This is a genomic window from Pseudomonas sp. YeP6b (assembly GCF_025642995.1).
GTDB lineage: Bacteria > Pseudomonadota > Gammaproteobacteria > Pseudomonadales > Pseudomonadaceae > Aquipseudomonas.
Genome location: NZ_CP080090.1, coordinates 3123056 through 3145746, shown reverse-complemented (window position 1 = coordinate 3145746; position 22691 = coordinate 3123056). Strand labels below are relative to the sequence as shown.

14 protein-coding genes are annotated in these 22691 nt (G+C 60.6%); 9 read left to right on the top strand and 5 right to left on the bottom strand.

Features of this window, described 5'->3' with window-relative positions; all coding sequences use genetic code 11:
* Window positions 1-1112: 1112 nt before the first annotated feature.
* The 5 genes from KZH41_RS14075 to tpx all read right to left on the bottom strand — a co-directional run bounded on the left by KZH41_RS14075 (window position 1113) and on the right by tpx (window position 10822).
* Window positions 1113-2588 carry an efflux transporter outer membrane subunit gene (locus tag KZH41_RS14075; RefSeq protein ID WP_094953376.1) on the bottom strand — a complete coding sequence of 492 codons (1476 nt, stop codon included), beginning with the start codon at window positions 2586-2588 and terminating at the stop codon, window positions 1113-1115.
* Complete coding sequence (locus tag KZH41_RS14070) at window positions 2585-5692, bottom strand: efflux RND transporter permease subunit (protein WP_263275021.1); 3108 nt, start codon at window positions 5690-5692, stop codon at window positions 2585-2587. Before KZH41_RS14070 ends, KZH41_RS14075 begins: the two co-directional genes overlap by 4 nt.
* Window positions 5689-8790, bottom strand: coding sequence for an MdtB/MuxB family multidrug efflux RND transporter permease subunit (locus KZH41_RS14065; RefSeq protein WP_263275020.1), 3102 nt, complete (start codon window positions 8788-8790; stop codon window positions 5689-5691). Before KZH41_RS14065 ends, KZH41_RS14070 begins: the two co-directional genes overlap by 4 nt.
* Window positions 8787-10091, bottom strand: coding sequence for an MdtA/MuxA family multidrug efflux RND transporter periplasmic adaptor subunit (locus KZH41_RS14060; RefSeq protein WP_094953372.1), 1305 nt, complete (start codon window positions 10089-10091; stop codon window positions 8787-8789). Before KZH41_RS14060 ends, KZH41_RS14065 begins: the two co-directional genes overlap by 4 nt.
* Before the next feature lie 230 nt (window positions 10092-10321).
* A complete protein-coding gene (tpx, locus tag KZH41_RS14055) occupies window positions 10322-10822 on the bottom strand; it encodes a thiol peroxidase (RefSeq protein WP_242155890.1) in 501 nt (166 codons plus the stop codon).
* Between the two features lie 171 nt (window positions 10823-10993).
* Between tpx and KZH41_RS14050 the strand changes: the two genes are divergently transcribed.
* The 9 genes from KZH41_RS14050 to xylB all read left to right on the top strand — a co-directional run bounded on the left by KZH41_RS14050 (window position 10994) and on the right by xylB (window position 22682).
* Complete coding sequence (locus KZH41_RS14050; RefSeq protein ID WP_263275019.1) at window positions 10994-12283, top strand: glycosyltransferase; 1290 nt, start codon at window positions 10994-10996, stop codon at window positions 12281-12283.
* Window positions 12284-12355: 72 nt separating this feature from the next.
* Window positions 12356-13261 (top strand): AraC family transcriptional regulator, encoded by a 906-nt coding sequence (locus KZH41_RS14045; protein WP_242155886.1) that lies wholly within the window; start codon window positions 12356-12358, stop codon window positions 13259-13261.
* Between the two features lie 163 nt (window positions 13262-13424).
* Window positions 13425-14966, top strand: a complete 1542-nt coding sequence (locus KZH41_RS14040) for a hypothetical protein (RefSeq protein WP_263275018.1) — start codon at window positions 13425-13427, stop codon at window positions 14964-14966.
* Between the two features lie 264 nt (window positions 14967-15230).
* Window positions 15231-16553 carry an ABC transporter substrate-binding protein gene (locus tag KZH41_RS14035; protein ID WP_263275017.1) on the top strand — a complete coding sequence of 441 codons (1323 nt, stop codon included), beginning with the start codon at window positions 15231-15233 and terminating at the stop codon, window positions 16551-16553.
* A 141-nt stretch (window positions 16554-16694) separates the two neighbouring features.
* The gene (locus KZH41_RS14030) at window positions 16695-17585 is read left to right on the top strand and encodes a carbohydrate ABC transporter permease (RefSeq protein WP_242155882.1); all 891 of its coding nucleotides are present in this window, start codon (window positions 16695-16697) and stop codon (window positions 17583-17585) included.
* A gap of 10 nt (window positions 17586-17595) precedes the next feature.
* Complete coding sequence (locus KZH41_RS14025) at window positions 17596-18426, top strand: carbohydrate ABC transporter permease (protein ID WP_094953612.1); 831 nt, start codon at window positions 17596-17598, stop codon at window positions 18424-18426.
* A 37-nt stretch (window positions 18427-18463) separates the two neighbouring features.
* On the top strand, window positions 18464-19567 hold the full coding sequence (locus KZH41_RS14020; RefSeq protein WP_094953613.1) for an ABC transporter ATP-binding protein: 1104 nt from the start codon (window positions 18464-18466) through the stop codon (window positions 19565-19567).
* A gap of 16 nt (window positions 19568-19583) precedes the next feature.
* A complete protein-coding gene (locus KZH41_RS14015; protein ID WP_263275016.1) occupies window positions 19584-21065 on the top strand; it encodes a mannitol dehydrogenase family protein in 1482 nt (493 codons plus the stop codon).
* Window positions 21066-21200: 135 nt separating this feature from the next.
* Window positions 21201-22682, top strand: coding sequence for a xylulokinase (gene xylB / locus KZH41_RS14010; protein ID WP_242155880.1), 1482 nt, complete (start codon window positions 21201-21203; stop codon window positions 22680-22682).
* Window positions 22683-22691: the final 9 nt, after the last annotated feature.

Genomic DNA, 22691 nt, shown 5'->3' with positions numbered 1-22691 from the left:
AATTATTGGACAGTTGATTAATTATCAAGGGGCCATTAGTGGCGTTTTGACGTCAATTTGCTGGCTTGGGAGTGGTGGGGTGGGGGGTTGATTTGAGTACATATCCGTTGTTTGGGTTACGGCTGAAATGGGTTCCGCTCTTACAGCGGGTCACTTTTGGAAAAGAGCCCCAAAAGTAACCAAAGGGCTCTTGCCCACCACTCGGCACCTCGCCTAGGGCTCGGTGTGCCCCCTCACGCAGGCTTTGGGCGGGGGCCGCCGCCATGGGCCATCCTTGGCCCATCGCGGCTAACCCGGCGTCCTGCCGGTTTACCCCGCTCCAAAGCCTGCGTTCGGCCAGCGTGGTTTAACGGGGCGCCTAAGATCAAGATCAAAAGCAAGAGCACGGCGGCCTAGTAGCCGACCTGAGTGGTTAGATCAAAAAACAAGCTGAGGCGGCCTGACAGCCGACCTGATCTTGGAAGATGAAACTCAATCAAATGTGGGAGCTGGCTTGCCTGCGATGGCATCGGCTGGTTATGCCTGGCACACCGAGGTGCTTGCATCGCAGGCAAGCCAGCTCCCACAGAAAAGCAGAGCACTGCGGTGCTGGCAGCTAAACTCGGTCAAAATTGTGGGAGCGGCGGTGCGACGACTCGACTTGCTCGCGAATGCGGTGGGTCAGTCAGCTCATGTGTAACTGACCCACCGCATTCGCGAGCAAAGCCCGCTCCCCACATTTAGATCTCGGTACATCAGACAGAGAGTGTACTGCCGGGCTTTTGCCCTGCTTTTGCTTCTACCACTCAGGTCGGCTACTAGGCCGCCGTGCTCTTGCTTTGATCTTGATCTTGATCTTGATCTGAGGCGCCCCGTTAACCACGATGGCCGAACGCAGGCTTGAATCCGTGGGTAACCCGGCAGGACGCCGGGTTAGCCGCGATGGGCCAAGGATGGCCCATGGCGGCGGCCCACGGATTCAAGCCGGAGTGAGGGCATGCCGAACCTAGGCGAGGCACCGAGTGGTGGGGCAAGAGCCCTTTTGGTTACTTTTGGGGCTCTTTTCCAAAAGTGACCCGCCGTAAGGGCGGAACCCATTTCAGCCGTTACCCAAATAACGGATATGTACTCAGTCACTCCTTGCCAGCAACCGACGTCTGCCCATCCCACCCACCACCCAAGGCAGCAATCAACTGCACACTCGCCACCAACCGCGTCTGCAACAACGTCAGCACCGTCCGCTCATTACTAAGCGCCGTAGCCTGCACCGTCACCACATCCAGATAAGCAATCAACCCCGCCTTATACTGGTTCTCGGTCAACCGCAGCGATTCACGCGCCGCATCCAAGGCTTCGTTACTGACGACCGCCTCGTCTTCCAGCACCTTCAACTGCACCATGTAGTTTTCCACCTCACGGAACCCATCCAGCACCGTCTGGCGATACTTAGCCACCGTCTCGTCATAAGACGCCACAGTCCGATCAACCTCCGCCGACCGCTGCCCACCGTCGAACAACGTCATCGCCAACTTAGGCCCAACCGACCAAAACCGATTAGGCAAACTGATCCAATTCGCATAAGTACTGCTGGAATACCCACCCGCCAAGCTCAAGGTCAAATCCGGATAATAGGCCGCCTTGGCCACACCAATATTCGCGTTGGCAGCCATCACCGACCGCTCAGCCGAAGCAATATCCGGACGACGCTCCAGCAATTGCGACGGCAAGCTCACGGGAATCTGCGGCAATGCAGGAATATCCTTGCTCACGGCCAGGTTGAAATTGGCTGGCGCCTCACCGATCAACACCGCAATGGCATTCTCCAGTTGTGCACGCTGCCAGATCAAGTCGATCAGGCTCGCCTGGGTCGTCTTGAGCTGTGTTTGCGCCTGGGCGATCGCATCCTTGCCCGACACACCGGCGCGGTATTGGTTTTCAGTCATTTTCAGCGAGCGCTGGTAAGTGTCCAGTGTGGCTTGCAACAAACGCGTCTGTTCATCCATGACCCGCAATTGCAGGTAGTCCTGCACCAGCTCCGATTGCTGGCTCAAACGCATCGCCGCCAGGTCCGCCGAACTGGCCTCGGCAGTCGCTTCATTGGCCTCCAGGCCACGGCGCAATTTGCCCCACACGTCCGCCTCCCAACTCACGCCCAATTGCGCGTTGAGCGTGTCGCGAATACCGCTGCTGGAACTGCTGAGGCTCGCATTACTGCTACCAGTGCCCTGGCTGGCGCGGGTCTTGCCGGCGCTCAAGTCCACCGTCGGAAAAAACGCACCGCGCGCGCTGCGCACCTGCGCCTGGGCCTGGCGAAAACGTGCTTCGGCCTGGGCCACGGTCTGGTTGGAGTTGTTCAGGCGTGTCACCAGGTCGTTCAGTTGGCGGTCGCCGTACAGCTCCCACCAGGCGCCACGGGCCAGGGAGTCACTCGGCGTCGCCTGACTCCAGCCCTGGGCCTCCTTGAATTGCACCGGCTCGACCACCTCCGGCCGTTTGTAATCGGGGCCGATGGCGCAGGCGCTGAGCAAGGCCGCGCACAGCACCAGGCTGGCGACGCGGGAACCACGGGGCATGCTCATGGCCAATTTGGCAAACGTTGAATCGGTCATAGCGCAGTGTCCAAGGCAGCATCGGTACGCACACCGCGCCAGGCGTTGAAGCGGTGGCGCGCGCGGTCGAGATAGAGGTAAACCACCGGGGTGGTGTAAAGGGTCAGGATCTGGCTGAACACCAGGCCGCCGATAATGGTCAGGCCCAGCGGCTGGCGCATTTCCGCGCCGTCGCCGGAGCCCAGCAGCAGCGGCAAGGCGCCGAGGATCGCGGCGAGTGTGGTCATCAGGATCGGCCGCAGCCGCAACAAGCAGGCGCTGCGAATCGATTCCAACGGGCTCATGCCGTCGTGGCGCTCCAGTTGCAGGGCCAGGTCGATCATCAGGATCGCGTTCTTTTTCACCACCCCGATCAGCAGGAACAACCCCAGCAGCGAGATCAGGCTGAACTCGCCACCCAGTAAGTAGATCGAGAGCAACGCGCCGACACCCGCCGACGGCAAGGTCGAGAGGATGGTCAGCGGGTGAATGTAGCTTTCATACAGAATGCCCAGCACCAAGTACACCGCCACCAGCGCGCCGAGGATCATGAATGGCTGGCCCTTCTGGGTCGCCGCGAAGGCATCGGCGGTGCCGGCCATCTTGGCGATCACATCTTCGGGCAAGCCCACCTTGGCAATCGCCCGCTCGATAGCGGCCGTGCCCTGCTCCACCGTCACCCCAGGCGCCATGTCGAAGGCAATGTCTTCCGAGGCGAACTGGCCTTCATGGCTGACGCGGTCATCGGCCAGGCTGTTTTCGTAATGGGCAATGGTCGACAGTGGCACCCGCGCGCCGGTGGCCGTGATCACCTGCATCTGGTTCAGGGTAATCGGGTCCTGGGCATATTTGGGGTTGACCTCCATCACCACCTGGTACTGGTTGAGGCTGTCATAGATGGTGGAGATCTGCCGCTGGCTGTAGGCGTTGTTCAGCACCGCCGTGACCATGCTCATGTCGATGCCCAGGCGCTTGGCCTGATCGCGGTCGACCATCAGCGTCACCTGCGCCGCACCACGGCCCTCACGGGCGTCGATGGCGGTCAGCTCCGGCAGCTCACGCAGGGCCGCGACCACTTTCGGGTACCACAGGCGCAACGCGGCCAAATCGCCGCTTTGCAGGATGTAGGAATATTGCGCGCTGGTCTGGTCGCGGCTGCCGCCAAATTGCAGGTCCTGGTCGGCCATCAGGAACAGACGCCCACCCGGTACCAGCGGGACTTCCTTGCGGATACGTTCGATCACCGCCTGGGCCGAGAGCTTGCGCTCAGCGATCGGCTTGAGGCGCACCAGCATCACCGCGTTGTTGGTGCCGCTGTTGCCGCCGATAAACCCGGCCACGCTGAGCACCGCCGGGTCTTTCAAGACCGCCTGGCGGAAGATCTCCATCTTGGGCTGCATCACACTGAATGACAGCCCATCGTCGCCACGCACAAAACCGATCAACTGGCCGGTGTCCTGCTGCGGCATGAAGGTTTTCGGCACCACCACGTACAACGCGATGTTCACTCCCACGGTGAGCAACAGGCTCAGCAGGGTCAGGCGCCGGTGGCGCAGCACCCAGTCCAGGCTGGTGGCATAGACCGCAACCATGCGCTCGTTGACCCTGTGGCTCCAGCGCTGCAAACCGGTCATCTGGCCTTTGACATGCGGCTTGAGCCAGCGCGCGCAGAGCATCGGGGTCAAGGTCAGCGAGACGATCAGCGAAACGATGATCGCCGCCGACAAGGTGATGGAAAACTCCCGGAACAGGTTGGTGACGATGCCGCCCATAAACAGGATCGACAGGAACACTGCCACCAGCGACACGTTCATCGACAGCAAGGTAAAGCCGACTTCCTGCGCGCCCAGGTACGCCGCCTTCATTGGCGGCACGCCGTCGTCGATATGCCGGGAAATGTTCTCCAGCACCACGATGGCATCGTCCACCACCAAACCGGTGGCCAGGATCAAGGCCATCAGCGAGAAGTTGTTCAACGAGAAACCGAACAGGTACATCACCGCAAAGGTGCCCACCAGCGACACCGGCACCGCCAAGGTCGGGATCAACGAGCCGCGGAAGTTACCCAGGAACAGGTACACCACCAGCACCACCAGGGCCACGGCAATCAGCAAGGTCATCTCGGCTTCATGCAAAGTGGCGGTGATCACCGGCGAGCGGTCCATGGCCAGGTTGAGCTTGACGCTGGACGGCAGCACCGCCTGCAACGCCGGCAACTGCGCCTTGATCTGCCGGACCGTCTCGATGATGTTGGCGCCGGACTGGCGGTTGATCACCAGCAGCACCGCCGAATCATTGTTGAAAAAGCCGCTGTTGTAACGGTCTTCCACGCCGTCGCTGATCTTCGCCACATCGCCCAGGCGCAAGGCCGCGCCATTCTGGTAGCGAATCAGCAGCGGTTCGTAATCCTTGGCTTTTTCCAGCTGGTCGTTGGCTTGGATCTGCCAGTTACGCTCGCCGTCTTCCAACGAACCCTTGGGCCGGCGCTGGTTGGCGTTGGCGATGGTGTTGCGCACATCGTCCAGGGCCACGCCGTACTGGTCGAGGGCCTTGGGTTCCAGCTCGATACGCACCGCCGGCAAGGAGCTGCCGCCGATTTGCACTTCGCCCACACCCGGCACCTGGGACAGGCTTTGCGAGAGGATCGTCGACGCCAGGTCATACAACTGGCCCTTTTGCAGCACGTCGGAGGTCAGCGACAGCACCATGATCGGTGCCTGGGACGGGTTGATCTTCTTGTAGGTCGGCATGCTGCGCATGCCGCTGGGCAATAGGTTGCGCGAGGCGTTGATCGCCGCCTGCACTTCACGCGCCGCACCGTTGATATCTCGGTCGGAGTCGAACGCCAGGATCACCCGCGTCGAGCCCTGGCTCGACGAACTGCTCATGGTGGTGATACCGGCAATCGCACCGAACGAGCGCTCCAGCGGCGTGGCCACGGTGGACGCCATCACCTCGGGGCTGGCGCCGGGCAAGCTGGCCGAGACCACGATCACCGGAAAGTCGATCTGCGGCAGCGGCGACACCGGCAGCAAATTGAAGCTGACGCCGCCCAACAACATGATCGCCAGGCTCAGCAGCATGGTCGCTACCGGCCGGCGAATAAACGGTCCGGACAGGTTCATGACTCAACCGGCTCCAGGCTTTGCGGCTCTTTGCGCCAGCGACGGCCCAAACGATCAAAATACAGGTAGATCACCGGCGTGGTGAACAGGGTCAAGACCTGGCTCACCAGCAAGCCGCCGACCATCACCAGGCCCAATGGCTGGCGCAACTCGGCGCCGGAACCGGTGGCCAACATCAATGGCACCGCGCCAAACAAGGCCGCCAAGGTGGTCATCAGGATCGGCCGGAAACGCAACAGCGCCGCCTGATAGATCGCGGTCTGCGGGTCCAGGCCTTGGTTGCGTTCGGCGTCGAGGGCGAAGTCGATCATCATGATCGCGTTCTTTTTCACGATACCGATCAGCAAGATGATGCCAATGATCGCAATCATGCCCAGGTCATTGCCGCTGAGCAGCAACGCCAGCAAGGCCCCCACCGCAGCCGACGGCAAGGTCGAGAGGATGGTGATCGGGTGGATATAGCTCTCGTAGAGCACGCCGAGCACGATGTACATGGTCACCACCGCTGCCAGGATCAGCAACAAGGTGCTCGACAGCGACGCTTCGAAGGCCTGTGCTGCGCCCTGGAACTGGGTCTGCACCCCGATCGGCATGCCGATGTCTTTCTGGGTCTGGTTGATTAGCTCCACGCCTTTACCCAGCGCGACGCCGGGGGCCAGGTTGAACGACATCATCACCGCCGGGAACTGGCCGATGTGCGAGATCGCCAACTGCGCCTGGCGTTGCTCCACGTGGGCCAGGCTCGACAGCCGCACTTGGCCGCCGTCGGTGGTTTTCACGTAGATCTGGTTCAGCGCCGCAGGGCCGAGGGTTTCACCGGACTGCGCCTGCAGCACCACGCGGTACTGGCTGGCCTGAGTGTAAATGGTAGAAATCTGCCGCTGGCCGAAGGCGTCGTACAGCGCGTCGGTGATGGTCGACACACTCACGCCCAGGCGCGAGGCAGCGTCGCGGTCAATCACCAGGAACACTTGCAGGCCTTTGTCCTGCAGGTCGCTGGCGACGTCGGTGAGTTCCGGCAACTGACGCAAGGTGTGCACCAGCTTATCGCTCCACAGCGCCAACAGCTCGGCATCGGGCGAGGACATGCTGAATTGGTACTGAGTGCGGCTCACACGGTCTTCGATGGTCAGGTCTTGCACCGGCTGCATGAACAGGCGAATGCCCACCAGCTTGTCGATTTGCGGCTGCAACCGCGTGATCACCTGGGCCGCGCTCAAGTCGCGCTGGCCGTGGGCCTTGAGGTTGATCAGCAGGCGCCCGCTGTTGAGGGTGGCGTTATCGCCATCCACGCCAATGTAGGACGACAGGCTGTCCACCGCCGGGTCAGCCAGGATGACCTTGGCCAATTCCTGCTGACGCTGGCTCATGGCAGCAAACGAAATCGACTGAGGCGCCTCGGAAATGCCCTGGATCACCCCGGTGTCCTGCACCGGGAAAAAGCCCTTGGGCACCACCAGGTACAGCACCACGGTCAGGCCCAGGGTAGCGATAGCCACCAGCAGGGTCAGCGGCTGGTGATTGAGTACCCACTGCAACATGCTTGCATAACGCGCGATCAACCAGTCGATCCACGCGCCGCTGGCCTTGTAGAAACGGCTCTGATCTTCTTCCTTGGGTTCACGCTTGAGCAGGCGCGCGCACATCATCGGCGTGAGGGTCAGCGAGACCACCAGGGAAATCAGGATTGCCACCGCCAGGGTGATGGCGAATTCGCGGAACAGCCGCCCGACCACGTCAGCCATGAACAGCAGCGGGATCAACACCGCAATCAACGACAGCGTCAGGGAAATCAAGGTAAAGCCAATCTGCTTGGCGCCCTTGAGCGCCGCATTGAGCGGCGTCTCGCCCTCTTCGATGTAACGTGAGATGTTCTCCAGCATCACGATGGCATCGTCCACCACAAAGCCGGTGGCGATGGTCAGGGCCATCAGTGTCAGGTTGTTGATGGAAAAACCCGCCAGGTACATCACGCCAAAGGTGCCGATCAGCGACAGCGGTACGGCAATCGACGGAATGATCGTGGCGCTGAAGCGGCGCAGGAACAGGAACGTCACCATCACCACCAGGGCAATGGCGATCAGCAATTCGTGTTGCACATCGGTAACCGAGGCGCGGATGGTCTGGGTGCGGTCGGTGAGCACTGTGACCTCAAGGCCGGCCGGCAGATTGTCGGTGATGCTCGGCAGCAACGCCTTGATACGGTCGACCACCTCAATCACGTTGGCGCCCGGCTGGCGCTGAACATTCAACAGCACGGCCTGGTTTTCGTTGGCCCAGGCGGCAAGGCGCTCGTTTTCGGCACCGTCGACGATCTGCGCCACATCTTTAAGGCGTAACGGCGCGCCATTGTTGTAGGCCAGGATCAATTCGGCATATTGCTCGGGCGAGACCAACTGGTCGTTGGCGTCGAGCATCGACACCCGCGTGGGGCCGTCGAAGTTACCCTTGGGCTGGTTGACGTTGGAGGCAGCGATCAGGGTGCGCACGTCCGACAGGTTCAAGCCATTGGCGGCCAGGGCCTCGGGGTTGACCTTGATGCGCACGGCCTGGCGCTGGCCACCGGCGATGCTGACCATGCCGACGCCACTGATCTGCGCAATTTTTTGCGCCATGCGCGTGTCCACCAAGTCATTGAGCTTGGGCAGCAGCATGGTCTTGGACGTGATCGCCAGGGTCAGCACCGGGGTGTCCGCCGGGTTGACCTTGTTGTACACCGGCGGCGCCGGCAAATCCTTGGGCAACAGGTTGGTTGCCGCGTTGATCGCGGCCTGCACCTGTTGCTCGGCAACATCCATATTGATGTCGAGGTTGAAACGCAGCGTGAGCACCGACGCACCGCCGGAGCTGGTCGACGCCATCTGGGTCAGCCCGGGCATTTGCCCGAACTGGCGCTCAAGCGGCGCTGTTACCGCGCTGGTCATCACATCGGGGCTGGCGCCGGGGTACAGAGTCATTACCCGGATCGTCGGGTATTCCACCTGGGGCAAGGCCGAAACCGGCAGCAAGCGATACGAAATAATACCGGCCAGGACAATGGCCAGCATGCTCAGCGTAGTGGCAACCGGGCGAAGGATAAACAGGCGCGAAAGGTTCATGAACCGACCTTTTGCGCCTTGCCGGCGTCAGCGCCGGTCTCCCCTTTCGCCGCGGGTTTGCCTTGCAGGTGTTCGGTCGGCGTGGTCGGCACTTCAGTGCTGTCGTTGACCACTTCGATTTCGCTGCCTTCCTTCAGGCGGTCGGTGCCTTCCATGACGACGCGGTCACCCGCGACCAAACCTTCCTTGATCACGGTGTTGTCGCCGTCGGTGTCACCGACCACCAAAGGTTGGACCTTGACCTTCTTGTCGCCATCGAGCTTGTAGACAAAGGTGCCGTTGTTGCCGAACTGGATCGCAGCGGACGGCGCCAGCACTACGTTGTGCAAGGTATCGGCCAGCAGGCGCACGTTGACGAACTGGTTGGGGAACAGCGCCTGGTCCTTGTTATCGAAACGGCCCTTGAATTTCAGGGTGCCGGTGGTCACGTCAATCTGGTTATCCAGGCTCTGCAGCACGCCGACTGCCTGTTTTTTTGTGTCGCCACGGTCCCAGGCTTCCACCGGCAGCTTGTTGCCGGCGTGGTAACGGGCGAGCACGGTGTCCAGGGTGCTTTCCGGCAGGGTAAAGACCACGCTGATCGGCTGGGTCTGGGTGATCACCGCGAGGAAGGTGGTGTCGTTGGCGGCCACCAGATTGCCCACATCGACCTGACGCAAGCCCACCCGGCCGCTGATCGGCGCACGGATCTTGGTGAATTCGAGGTTGAGCTTGGCGTCGTCCACCGCGCCCTGGTTGGTCTTGACCGTGCCCTGATATTGCAGGACGAGTGCTTCGGCGGTGTCCAGGGTCTGTTTGGCGATACTGTCCTGGGCATACAAGTCGCGGTAACGCTGCACGTCAACCTGGGCGTTTTTCAGCTGGGCCTGGTTTTGCATCAGCGTGCCCTGAGCCTGAAGCAAGGCGTTCTGGTAGCTGCGCGGGTCGATTTCCGCCAGCAGGTCACCGGCCTTGACCATCTGCCCTTCTTCAAAGGCGATCTTCACCAGCTCACCGCCCACCCGGCTGCGTACATTAATGGTGTTGAGCGCGGTCACCGTGCCCAAGGCCTTGTAGTACACCGGGAATTCCCCCAGCACCGCCGGCGCCACACGCACCGGCACCGGGCCGGTGGAACCGCCGAAGCCAGGGCGCGCCATCCCCGTCTTGCCGGTGTGCCCGGCCGGTTTCTGGGCGGCGCCATCCTTATGGCTGGCAGGCCAGAACTTCCAGCACAGGCCGGCGATAACCAGCAGCACGAGCAGGCCGAACAGCCAGCGACGGGAGTTGCGGGGGGAGGATTGCATCGAGTGATCAACCATTGGGCGCGAGAGCTTCTTCTTTAGGAGGCTGAAAGATAAGCACTGGGGCGCATTAAGAAAAGCGCCTTTACCGGCAATTTACCTTGGACTTACAACTTTTAACTTCTGGCCTTAGTCCAGTCGCTATTTAGCTAAGCCGCTGACTCTAAATGAAAACGGCCTGGACTAGGCCAGGCCGCAATCATCTATCAAGCGTGTTACTGCGAAAAGACAGTAATGCGCTGAAACAGTTACTTCAAAACAGCCAGGGCCGCTTCGTAGTTTGGCTCTTGGCCGATTTCGCTGACCAATTCGCTGTGCAGCACGTTGTTGTTCTCGTCCAGTACCACCACGGCACGGGCGGTCAGGGCTTTCAGTCGGCCATCAACGATAGACACACCGTAGTCGACGGCGAAGCCTGGGTCGCGGAAATCCGACAGGCTCAGCACGTTGTCCAGACCTTCAGTGCCGCAGAAACGTTTCTGGGCAAACGGCAGGTCAGAGGAGATGCACAGCACGACAGTGTTGCTCACATCGTTGGCCTGGGCGTTGAACTTGCGTACCGAAGTCGCGCAGGTCGGGGTGTCAACGCTTGGGAAGATGTTCAACACTTTGCGCTTGCCGGCGAAAGTTTCCAGGGTCGCTTCCGACAGTTCGACGGTGGTCAGGGCGAAATCTGGGGCGGTGGAACCGGTTTTAGGCAATTCGCCTTCAACCTGGACAGGGTTACCATGAAGGGTGACTTGGGCCATGAACGGAATCCTTATGCTGGGTTTGATTAAACGAAATCGAGACGCAGAAGTTAACCACAAACTGCCGTAGCTACCTATGCCCGAACGTAAATTGTCATGCCGACGCCTTGGCGACGGCAGCTATGGTTTAATTGCGCGCTTTTCGCCCACCCTGCAAGGAAACCGTCGTTGATGAATCAGCCCGCCACCACAGTCCTGGTCATTGGTTATGTCTGGCCGGAACCCCGCTCCTCGGCTGCCGGCGGGCACATGATGCAAATTCTCGAAACCTTTCTGACACAAGGTTGGGACGTTACCTTCGCCAGCCCCGCGACGGTTGGCGAGCACAAGGCCGATTTGCCAGCGCTGGGCATCACCGAATGCGCCATCGCGCTGAATAACAGCAGTTTCGATGACTTTATCCGCGAACTGGACCCGGATATCGTGCTGTTCGACCGTTTCATGATGGAAGAACAGTTCGGCTGGCGCGTGGAAAAGCACTGCCCCGACGCCCTGCGCGTGCTGGAGACCTGCGACCTGCAAAGCCTGCGCGACGCCCGCCAGCAGCGCCTCAAGGACCACCTCAAGGCGCATCCTCACGACGACGACTTCAGCCCGCTGTTCGCCCCTGCGCTGCTGGATGAATTTCAACGGATGGCCGACACCGACGTGGCCAAGCGCGAGATCGCGGCGATTTTGCGCTGCGACATCAGCCTAATGATCTCCGACGTCGAAGCCCGGCTGCTCACCGAGCAGTTCAAGGTGCCGACCGCCCTGCTCCACTGGTGCCCGCTGATGCTGGAGCCGCCGACCGAGGCCTTCACACCGTTCGAAGACCGCGCGCATTTCCTCAGCATCGGCAATTTCCGCCACGCGCCCAACTGGGATGCGGTGTTGTGGATGAAGAACAGCCTCTGGCCGCTGATCCGCCAGCAATTGCCGGGCGCTCAACTGCATATCTACGGTTCCTACACACCGCCCAAGGCCACCGCCCTGCATAACCCCGCCCAGGGTTTTCACGTGATGAACTGGGCCGAAGATGCACTCGCGGTGATGAGCGCCGCGCGCATCTGCCTGGCGCCGCTGCGTTTTGGCGCCGGCATCAAGGGCAAGCTGGCCGATGCCATGCTGTGCGGCACGCCGAATATCACCACGCCGATTGGCGCCGAAGGCATGGGCGATGAGCAACCGTGGCCGGGTGCGATTGAGCACAACGCGCAAGCCCTGGCCGCAGCTGCCGTGGCGCTGTATCAAGACCGTGAACGCTGGACCCAGGCCCAAGAAAACGGCCGCCGATTGCTGGCCCGTCGCTATGACCTGGCCATCCACGGCCCGGCGCTGGTGGAATGCCTGGAGCAGTGCCGCAGCAACCTTTCGGCCCATCGCCGCGACAACTTCATCGGCAGCATGCTGCGCCACCATGCGCATAAGAGTACGCAGTACATGTCCCAGTGGATCGAGGCTAAAAACCGCAACGTATAAGCACTGACGCTGGCGAGGTTGCGCGCGAGGGGGCATTATCCCAGGCAGCAACCACAATAAAGCGACGGCAGCATGACCCGAGCAACGCGAATCACCGACCCTTCCTACGAGTTGATGGACGATCACAACGGTCTGTCCATCATCTATCGCCAGCACGGCTTCCCCTGCCCACTGGTGCGCTGGCATTTCCACAAGGAATACGAGCTGCACCTGATCGTCGCCAGCGCAGGCAAGGTGTTTATCGGCGATTACATCGGCAACTTCTACCCGCAAAGCCTGTTCCTCACCGGCCCCAACCTGCCCCACAACTGGATCAGCCAGGTGGAGGAAGACGAGGTGGTGCCCAAGCGCGACATGCTGGTGAACTTCACCGACGAGCTGTTCGAGGGCGGCAGCCAGATCTTCACCGAACTCAAGAGCCTGGTGCCGTTGCTCGAACGCGCGCAATACGGCATCGAATTTCGCTGTAAAAAGACCATCGCTCAAGCCATGAACTTGATGCAACGCATCGAGGACGCCCAAGGCATGGCGCGCCTGGGGCACTTCTTTATCTTGCTGGAAGTGTTGAGCGCCTGTGAGGACTACCAACTGCTGTCCGGCGTCACTACGCCGCAACTTGCCGATGAGCACAGCATTGACCGCACCAACCGCGCGGTGGACTACATTTTTGCGCATTACGCGCGGGAGTTGTCGCTGGAGGAAGTCGCCGAATACCTGGGCATGAAGCCGACCTACTTCTCCAGGGTGTTCAAACAGGCGACCGGGCGCACGTTTATCGAGTTTGTGAACCGCTTGCGTATCAGCAAATCCTGCGAACTGCTGGCCGATGGCGACAAGGCGGTGACCGACGTGTGCTTTGAGTCGGGCTTCAACAATATCTCCAACTTCAATCGACGCTTCCAGCAGCTCAAGGGCATGACACCCTCACACTACCGGCGCCTGGCGGTGCAGCGGCTGACCGAGCAGAACCTGGCTTAACCCTGGCCCCCTCGAAACACGCCGAATAGATATTCGTCAGTGAAACGGCCTGGTTTTGCAAAACGCCACAGGAACCTCATCGAGCCCACTGCCACTCAGCGAAAGCCCCCTCATCTAATCGATAGAGGGACGGCCTTCAACGCATGAGCAAAAAGGACACCCGATGATCAATGGTCTGCCGCTACCCACTGCCATACCCGCCCTCCAACCTGCCGAGCTGACGCCACGTAGTCAGGTGGAACAACACCCACACCCGCAAAAACACGCTCAGGCGCTCCCCACAAACCACCTGCCCGCTTCACCCAACCCGCTCAATCGCTTGTCGCGCACCCGTCGAGACCTGCAGAACCTCACCCCAAGCAACACCCCTCTCCAAAAGTTCGCCAAGGCCGTGATTGAACAGGGTGACCAGCAACTGGCCGGTAGCGTCGCGAACAGCTTGATCCGCCTGCAGCAAGCGATTGACACCGATAGCTCAGACCGTGGGACCGATAAAGTCAGGGTCCCGGCTGAATCCACTTTCGGCCTGGCGTGGGCCACGTTTGCTGAAGCCGTACAATCGGAGCCGTTCACGTCGTACGCCAAACGCAACAAAATCAACATTGACGACATGGTCGTCCACCCCAATGGAACGATTGCCAATTTAGGCGGCAAGGAACCCGCCATTTTCGATGCGAACGCGTGCGCCGAATCAAAAGCCGCGACGGCAGCTGTTATCGCCGCCGCCAAAAACGTAGTGGGGCCAAACCATGATGTGCATGGGTACTCCGGCGGGGTAACGTTCTACGGCCCACTTCATACATCGAACACTACCGTCGCGCAGTTCTACGGCCTGCCTTTGGACACCGTCAACAGCGACACTATTCTGTCCACTCTCGGACAGCTGTCGCACGCAGGGACTTTCCCGGGTTTAACCAGTACCGACCCTGGTACTGAGCCCCTCAAACAGCGGCAAAAAGACGCCGCCCAACACATCGTGGATTTGCCGCAGCCGGCGCTGAAAGCGCTTCTCGCAGCGTTCAAGCCAGGGCTTCAGGGCGCAAGACTTTTACGCGCCGACCATGAGCTGGCAGAGCTGTGCCGCCGGGCGCTGATACAGCTGATTCCAGGCACGGGTGAGCACGAATCACCGATCAGGCTGAACAACATTCCTGAGCTGTCCTCATTCAACGTGGCGCGCAAAAAACTCCTGGCCGCACTGACTGACACGGCGTTTACGGACTTTGCGCAACAGCACAGCATCGATCCCACCAGCGTGCGGATCAACCCTGGCTCCGGTGATCTGACCGGTCAGGTAAACGGCGCCGACACCACCTTCACGCAACATGACGGTTCGGGCTGGTCCGCTGTCTGGCCCAAGCTGCAGGGCAGTGTACGAACCATGGCCGGTGGTTCGACTACCGATGTGCGGTATCCGCCCAGCACCGGTGCGGCATTGTATGAGGTCATGAGCTTTTACAAGGAAAGCATGCCTGCCCAACACCACGCGCCGGAATACAAATGGGAGCAAAAGAACCGTCAATCCGTACTGGCAAAAATTACCGAGATGGACCCTAACCAAAGCTTCCCCTTCACCCACTACCACCAACTCTCTGTGTCTTGGGGAACCCCCATAGCAGAGGTGCCTCTGTCGCCACTTGAAACCCTGGCGCAAGCCGTCAAACAGCCCAAGCAAAAGCGTCAGCGAGCCAATAGCCGCGCATAGGCACGAACCGGCAGGCCAGGTTTGATCCAAAAGGGCAAAAGTGACGGCGGTGGAACGCCAGTGCTTTTCCCCTGCTGTTAGGTGAACCGTTTTACCCCGCCCCACCACGAGTGCAAAAAAGTATCAGTCCAAGTGCGCCCAAGGATTTGTCTTAACCCCATTTGAAGGCTGTAATCAACGCACACTCTTCCTGGCTACCTGTAGGAAGACACAACAACAATAACTGTCCTTCTGTAGCCCCTGGGCGCAGAAATGGAGTGCGCGATGAAGTTCACAGCAAAAACGCTGCTTGCCTGTTCTTGCATGACTGTATGCACGACCCTCAGCGCCGTCAGTTTTGGCGCGCAAACCCTGACCATTGCTACCGTCAACAACAGCGACATGATCCGCATGCAAAAGCTCTCGAAAACCTTCGAGGCCGAGCATCCGCAGATCAAGCTCAACTGGGTGGTGCTCGAAGAAAACGTGCTGCGCCAACGCCTGACCACCGACATCGCCACTCAAGGCGGGCAGTTCGACGTATTGACCATCGGCATGTACGAAGCCGCACTCTGGGGTGCCAAGGGCTGGCTGGAACCGATGAAGGACCTGCCGGCCTCCTACGACCTCGATGATGTTTTCCCTTCGGTGCGTGATGGCTTGTCCGTCAAAGGCTCGCTGTACGCCCTGCCGTTCTACGCCGAAAGCTCGATCACCTATTACCGCACTGACCTGTTCAAGGACGCCGGGCTGACCATGCCTGAGCACCCGACCTGGACGCAGATCGGCGAATTCGCGGCAAAACTCACCGACAAGACCAAAGAGCAGTACGGCCTGTGCCTGCGCGGCAAAGCCGGTTGGGGTGAGAACATGGCGCTGATCACCACCTTGGCCAATGGCTACGGTGCGCGCTGGTTTGATGAGAAGTGGCAGCCGCAATTCAATGGCCCTGAGTGGAAAGACGCGCTGAACTTCTACGTCGACAACATGAAAAAATCCGGCCCGCCGGGTGCTTCCAGCAACGGTTTTAACGAAAACCTGGCGTTGTTCAACAGCGGCAAGTGCGCGATCTGGGTCGATGCCAGCGTGGCCGGCTCGTTCGTCACCGACAAGACTCAGAGCAAGGTCTCCGAGCATGTCGGCTTCACTTTTGCCCCGCACGAGAAGACCGACAAAGGTACCTCGTGGCTGTACTCCTGGAGCCTGGCGATCCCGACCAGCTCCAAAGCCAAGGACGCCGCCAAGGTGTTCACCAGTTGGGCGACCTCCAAGGAATACGGCCAGCTCGTGGCCAAGACCGACGGTATTGCCAACGTGCCGCCAGGCACGCGCAAGTCGACCTACAGCGACGAATACATGCAGGCTGCGCCGTTCGCCAAGGTGACGCTGGAATCGCTGAAAGTTGCCGACCCGACCAGCCCGACGCTCAAGCCGGTGCCGTATATCGGTATCCAGTTGGTGACCATTCCTGAGTTCCAGGCGATTGGCACCCAGGTCGGCAAGTTCTTCTCGGGCGCGCTGACCGGTCAGCAAACGGTCGATGCTGCCTTGACCGCCGCGCAGACCACTACCGAGCGTGAAATGAAGCGGGCGGGTTATCCCAAATAGTACGCAACCCCGTCATTAATGTGGGAGCGGGCTTGCTCGCGAATGCGCAGTGTCAGTCGACACATGCAGCGAATGACACAGCGCATTCGCGAGCAAGCCCGCTCCCACAGTTCTGTCTGCATCTGACTGGCCATGATCACCATGAATACACCCTCCAAAAACCGCCTGGCCAACCCCGGCTGGTTCCTTGTCAGCCCCTCGGTGGCCTTGTTGCTGCTGTGGATGATCGTGCCGCTGGGCATGACCCTGTACTTTTCGCTGATCCGCTACAACCTGCTCTACCCCGGCGAAAACCAATTCGTGGGGCTGGAAAACTTCACTTACTTCATCACCGACTCGGGCTTCCTGCCCGGCGCCACCAATACCCTGTTGCTGGTGGGGAGCGTGCTGCTGATCAGCGTGGTGTTCGGCGTACTGATCAGTGCTTTGCTTGAGGCCAGTGAATTTTTCGGTCGCGGCCTGGTGCGGGTGTTGTTGATTTCACCGTTCTTCATCATGCCCACCGTCGGTGCGCTGATCTGGAAGAACCTGATTTTCCACCCGGTGTCGGGGGTTCTCGCCGCCGTGTGGAAGCTGTTCGGCGCCGAGCCGGTGGACTGGCTGGCGCATTACCCGTTGCTGTCGATCATCATCATTGTGTCGTGGCAATGGCTGCCCTTCGCGATCCTGCTGCTGATGACCGCCATGCAGTCCCTCGACCAGGAACAAAAGGAAGCCGCGCGCCTGGACGGTGCCGGCGCCATCGCGATCTTCTGGCACCTGACCCTGCCCCACCTGGCACGCCCGATTGCCGTGGTGGTGATGATCGAAACGATCTTTTTGCTCTCGGTATTCGCCGAAATCTTCACCACCACCAACGGTGGCCCCGGCTACGCCTCGACCAACCTCGCCTACCTGATCTACAACCAGGCGCTGGTGCAGTTCGATGTGGGCATGGCCTCGGCCGGCGGCTTGATTGCCGTGGTCATCGCCAATATCGCGGCGATCATCCTGGTGCGGATGATCGGCAAAAACCTGACTGACAAGCCTTGAGGGCCGCGCCATGACGCTTCAACAATCCCGCCGCCTGCAAAGCCTGTTGCTCGGCACCTTGGCCTGGGCCATCGCGATCCTGATTTTCTTCCCGATCTTCTGGATGGTGCTGACCAGCTTCAAGACCGAAATCGACGCGTTTGCCACGCCGCCGCAGTTCATCTTCACGCCGACGCTGGAGAACTACCTGCACATCAACGAGCGCAGCAACTACTTCGCCTACGCCTGGAACTCGGTGGTGATTTCGTTCAGCGCCACCGCCCTGTGCCTGCTGATCTCGGTGCCGGCCGCCTACTCCATGGCGTTCTATGAAACCAAACGCACCAAGGGCACGCTGCTGTGGATGTTGTCCACCAAGATGCTGCCGCCGGTGGGCGTGCTGATGCCGATCTACCTGCTGGCCAAGAGCCTTGGCCTGCTGGATACGCGCGTTGCGCTGATCATCATCTACACCCTGATCAACCTGCCGATTGTGGTGTGGATGGTTTACACCTACTTCAAAGACATCCCCAAGGACATCCTCGAAGCCGCGCGCCTGGATGGCGCCACGCTGTGGCAGGAAATGGTCCGCGTGCTGCTGCCGATTGCCAAGGGTGGCCTGGCTTCCACGGTGTTGCTGTCGCTGATCCTGTGCTGGAACGAGGCGTTCTGGTCGTTGAACCTGACCTCCTCGAGTGCCGCGCCGTTGACCGCGCTGATCGCCTCCTACTCCAGCCCCGAAGGCTTGTTCTGGGCCAAATTGTCGGCCGTGTCGACCCTGGCCTGCGCGCCGATCCTGATTTTCGGCTGGTTCAGCCAGAAACAGCTGGTGCGGGGTTTGTCCTTCGGCGCCGTTAAGTAACGATTGCTTATAAAAATTCCAAGTGGAGGCCCATCCCATGGCCAACCTGAAAATCAAAAATCTGCAAAAAGGCTTCGAAGGCTTCTCCATCATCAAGGGCATTGACCTGGAAGTGAATGACAAGGAATTCGTGGTCTTCGTCGGCCCCTCAGGCTGCGGCAAATCCACCTTGCTGCGCCTGATCGCGGGCCTGGAAGAAGTCACCGAAGGCACCATCGAACTGGATGGTCGCGACATCACCGAAGTGACTCCGGCCAAGCGTGACCTGGCGATGGTGTTCCAGACTTACGCGCTGTACCCGCACATGAGCGTGCGCAAAAACATGTCGTTCGCCTTGGACCTGGCCGGTGTGGACAAGAAACTGGTGGAAAGCAAGGTCAGCGAAGCCGCGCGCATTCTGGAACTCGGCCCGTTGCTGGAGCGCAAGCCCAAGCAGTTGTCCGGCGGCCAGCGTCAGCGTGTGGCCATCGGCCGCGCGATTGTGCGCAACCCGAAGATCTTCCTGTTTGACGAACCGCTGTCCAACCTAGACGCCGCGTTGCGCGTGCAGATGCGCCTGGAACTGGCGCGCCTGCATAAAGACCTGCAAGCGACCATGATCTACGTGACCCACGACCAGGTTGAAGCCATGACCTTGGCCGACAAAGTGGTCGTACTCAATAGCGGCCGCATCGAACAGGTCGGCTCGCCGCTGGAGCTGTACCACCAACCGGCCAACCTGTTTGTGGCGGGCTTTTTGGGCACGCCGAAAATGGGCTTTCTCAAGGGCAAGGTCACCCGTATCGAGAGCCAGGGCTGCGAAGTACAACTGGACGCCGGCACCACCATCAGCCTGCCGTTGAGCGGCGCCAGCCTGAGCGTGGGCAGCGCGGTGACCCTGGGGATTCGTCCGGAGCATCTGGAAATCGCTTCACCCGGCCAAACCACCTTGACCGTCACCGCCGACGTCGGCGAACGCCTGGGCAGCGACACCTTCTGCCACGTCATCACCGCCAACGGCGAGCCGCTAACCATGCGGATTCGCGGCGACATGGCCAGCCAGTACGGCGAAACCCTGCAGCTGCACCTGGACCCGGCGCACTGCCATCTGTTCGACACCGACGGCGTGGCCGTGGCCCGACCACTGCGCGCTGCCGCCTGATTTCGCGAGATTTGTGATGAAACTGAATAAACAGAACCTCACCCAGTTGGCGCCGGAAGTCAAAACCCCGACCTACACCATTGCCAGCACCACGCAAGGTATCGCGCATATCGGCGTCGGCGGCTTCCACCGCGCGCATCAGGCGTATTACACCGATGCGCTGATGAACACCGGTGAAGGATTGGACTGGAGCATTTGCGGCGTCGGCTTGCGCAGCGAAGACCGCAAAGCCCGCGACGACCTGGCCGGCCAGGATTACCTGTTCACACTCTATGAGCTAGGTGACACCGACGACACCGACGTGCGCGTGATCGGCTCGATCAGCGACATGCTGCTGGCTGAAGACGGCGCCCAGGCGCTGATCGACAAACTGGCCAGCCCGCAGATTCGCATCGTCTCGCTGACCATCACCGAAGGCGGCTATTGCATCGACGACAGCAATGGCGAGTTCATGGCCCACCTGCCGCAGATCCAGCATGACCTGGCGCACCCGAAGTCGCCAAAAACCGTGTTCGGCTTTATCTGCGCCGCGCTGACCCAACGCCGTGCAGCCGGGGTTGCGGCGTTTACCGTGATGTCCTGCGATAACCTGCCGCACAACGGCGCCGTCACGCGCAAGGCGCTGCTGGCCTTCGCCGCCCTGCACAACGCCGAGCTGCATGACTGGATCAAGGCCAACGTGAGCTTCCCGAATGCTATGGTCGACCGCATCACACCGATGACCAGCACCGCCCACCGCCTGCAATTGCACGATGACCATGGCATCGACGATGCCTGGCCGGTGGTCTGCGAACCCTTTGTGCAGTGGGTGCTCGAAGACAAGTTCGTCAACGGTCGCCCGGCCTGGGAAAAGGTTGGCGTGCAGTTCACCGATGACGTCACGCCCTACGAAGAGATGAAGATCGGCCTGCTCAATGGCAGCCACTTGGCACTGACTTACCTGGGCTTTCTCAAGGGCTACCGGTTCGTACACGAGACCATGAATGACCCGGTGTTTGTGGCCTATATGCGCGCGTATATGGACCTGGACGTCACGCCAAATCTGGCGCCGGTGCCGGGCATTGACTTGACCGAGTACAAGCAGACGTTGGTGGATCGCTTCTCCAATCAGGCGATTGCCGACCAGTTGGAGCGGGTGTGTTCGGATGGCTCGTCGAAGTTTCCCAAGTTCACCGTGCCGACCATTAATCGCTTGATTGCCGATGGGCGTGAGACGGAGCGCGCTGCGTTGGTAGTTGCCGCCTGGGCGTTGTATTTGAAGAGTGTCGATGAGAATGGCGTGACTTACAAAATCCCGGATCCGCGCGCTGAGTTCTGCCAGGGTTTGGTCAGTGATGATGCGTTGATCAGCCAGCGGTTGCTGGGTGTGGAGGAGATTTTTGGCAAGGCTATTCCCAACTCGCCTGAGTTTGTGGCAGCGTTTGAGCGGTGTTTCATCAGCTTGCGCGACAAAGGCGTCACAGAAACCCTGCAACAACTTCTGAAGAAACCGGCTTAAACCTGTGGGAGCTGGCTTGCCTGCGATAGCGGTGGCCCAGCCCGCCATGATCTGACTGATAGACCGCCATCGCAGGCAAGCCAGCGCCCACATTGGCCGCATTTTCACTCCAACAATAATGCTGAGCACTCCACCATGACCCAGCAAAACCTTTACCTCGGCATCGACTGCGGCACCCAGGGCACCAAAGCCATCGTCCTCGACGCCACCCACGGCAAGGTACTCGGGCTGGGCGCCGCGGCGCATACGCTCATCAGCGGCGCTAATGGCCGGCGCGAACAGCACACCCAGGAATGGCTGGACGCCTTCACGGAAGCCACCCACCGCGCCTTGCAACAGGCCGGTGTGGACGGCCAGGACATCCTCGGCATCGGTGTTTCCGGCCAGCAACATGGCCTGGTTTTACTCGATGACCAAGGCCAGGTACTGCGCCCGGCCAAGCTGTGGTGCGACACCGAAACCGCACCGGAAAACGAGCGCCTGCTGGCGTATTTGGGCGGTGAACGCGGCTCGCTGGAACGCCTCGGCGTGGCCATCGCCCCCGGTTACACGGTATCCAAATTGCTCTGGACCCGCGAGCAGCACCCGGACGTGTTCGCGCGCATCGCGCATATTTTATTGCCCCACGACTACCTCAACTATTGGCTCACCGGGCGTGCCGTCGCGGAATACGGCGATGCCTCGGGCACCGGCTATTTCAACGTGCGCACGCGTGAATGGGACGTGGCGCTGCTCCAGCACATCGACTCCAGCGGCCGCCTGGAAGCTGCCTTGCCTGAGCTGATCGAGGCGAATCAAAGCGTGGGCACGATCCTGCCAGCCATCGCCGAACGCCTGGGCATCAACCCCAACGCGCGCGTTTCCAGCGGCGGCGGCGACAACATGATGGGCGCGATCGGCACCGGCAATATCGCCCCCGGCGTGATCACCATGAGCCTGGGTTCGTCCGGCACCGTGTACGCCTTTGCCGAGCAACCGAATGTGAGCCCGCAAGCGTCGGTCGCGACCTTTTGCTCCTCCAGCGGCGGCTGGTTGCCGTTGATCTGCACGATGAACCTGACCAACGCCACCGGGGTGATTCGCGAACTGTTCGACCTCGACCTGGCCACCTTCAACGCCTTGGTCGCCGAGGCGCCGATTGGCGCCGACGGTGTGAGCATGCTGCCCTTCCTAAACGGCGAGCGCGTGCCCGCCCTGCCCCACGCCACCGGCAGCGTGCACGGCCTGACCATGACCAACCTGACCCGCGCCAACCTGTGCCGCGCGGTGGTCGAAGGCACCACTTTCGGCCTGCGTTATGGCCTCGACCTGCTGCGCCAGACCGGCCTGCAAAGCCACAGCATCCGCCTGATCGGCGGCGGCTCGAAAAGCCCGGTGTGGCGGCAGATGGTTGCCGATATCATGAACACCGAAGTGATCTGCACCGAACAAAGCGAAGCCGCCGCCTTGGGCGCGGCGATCCAGGCGGTGTGGAGCCAGTCCGGCGAACCCTTGGCCAGCGTGTGCGACAAATGCGTGAGCGTCGACCCGGCCAGCCGCACGCTGCCGGTGGCGGCCAATGTCAGCGCCTATCAACAGGCCTACGCGCGCTATCAACAACTCGTGGCAACCCTTTAAGAGCGAACG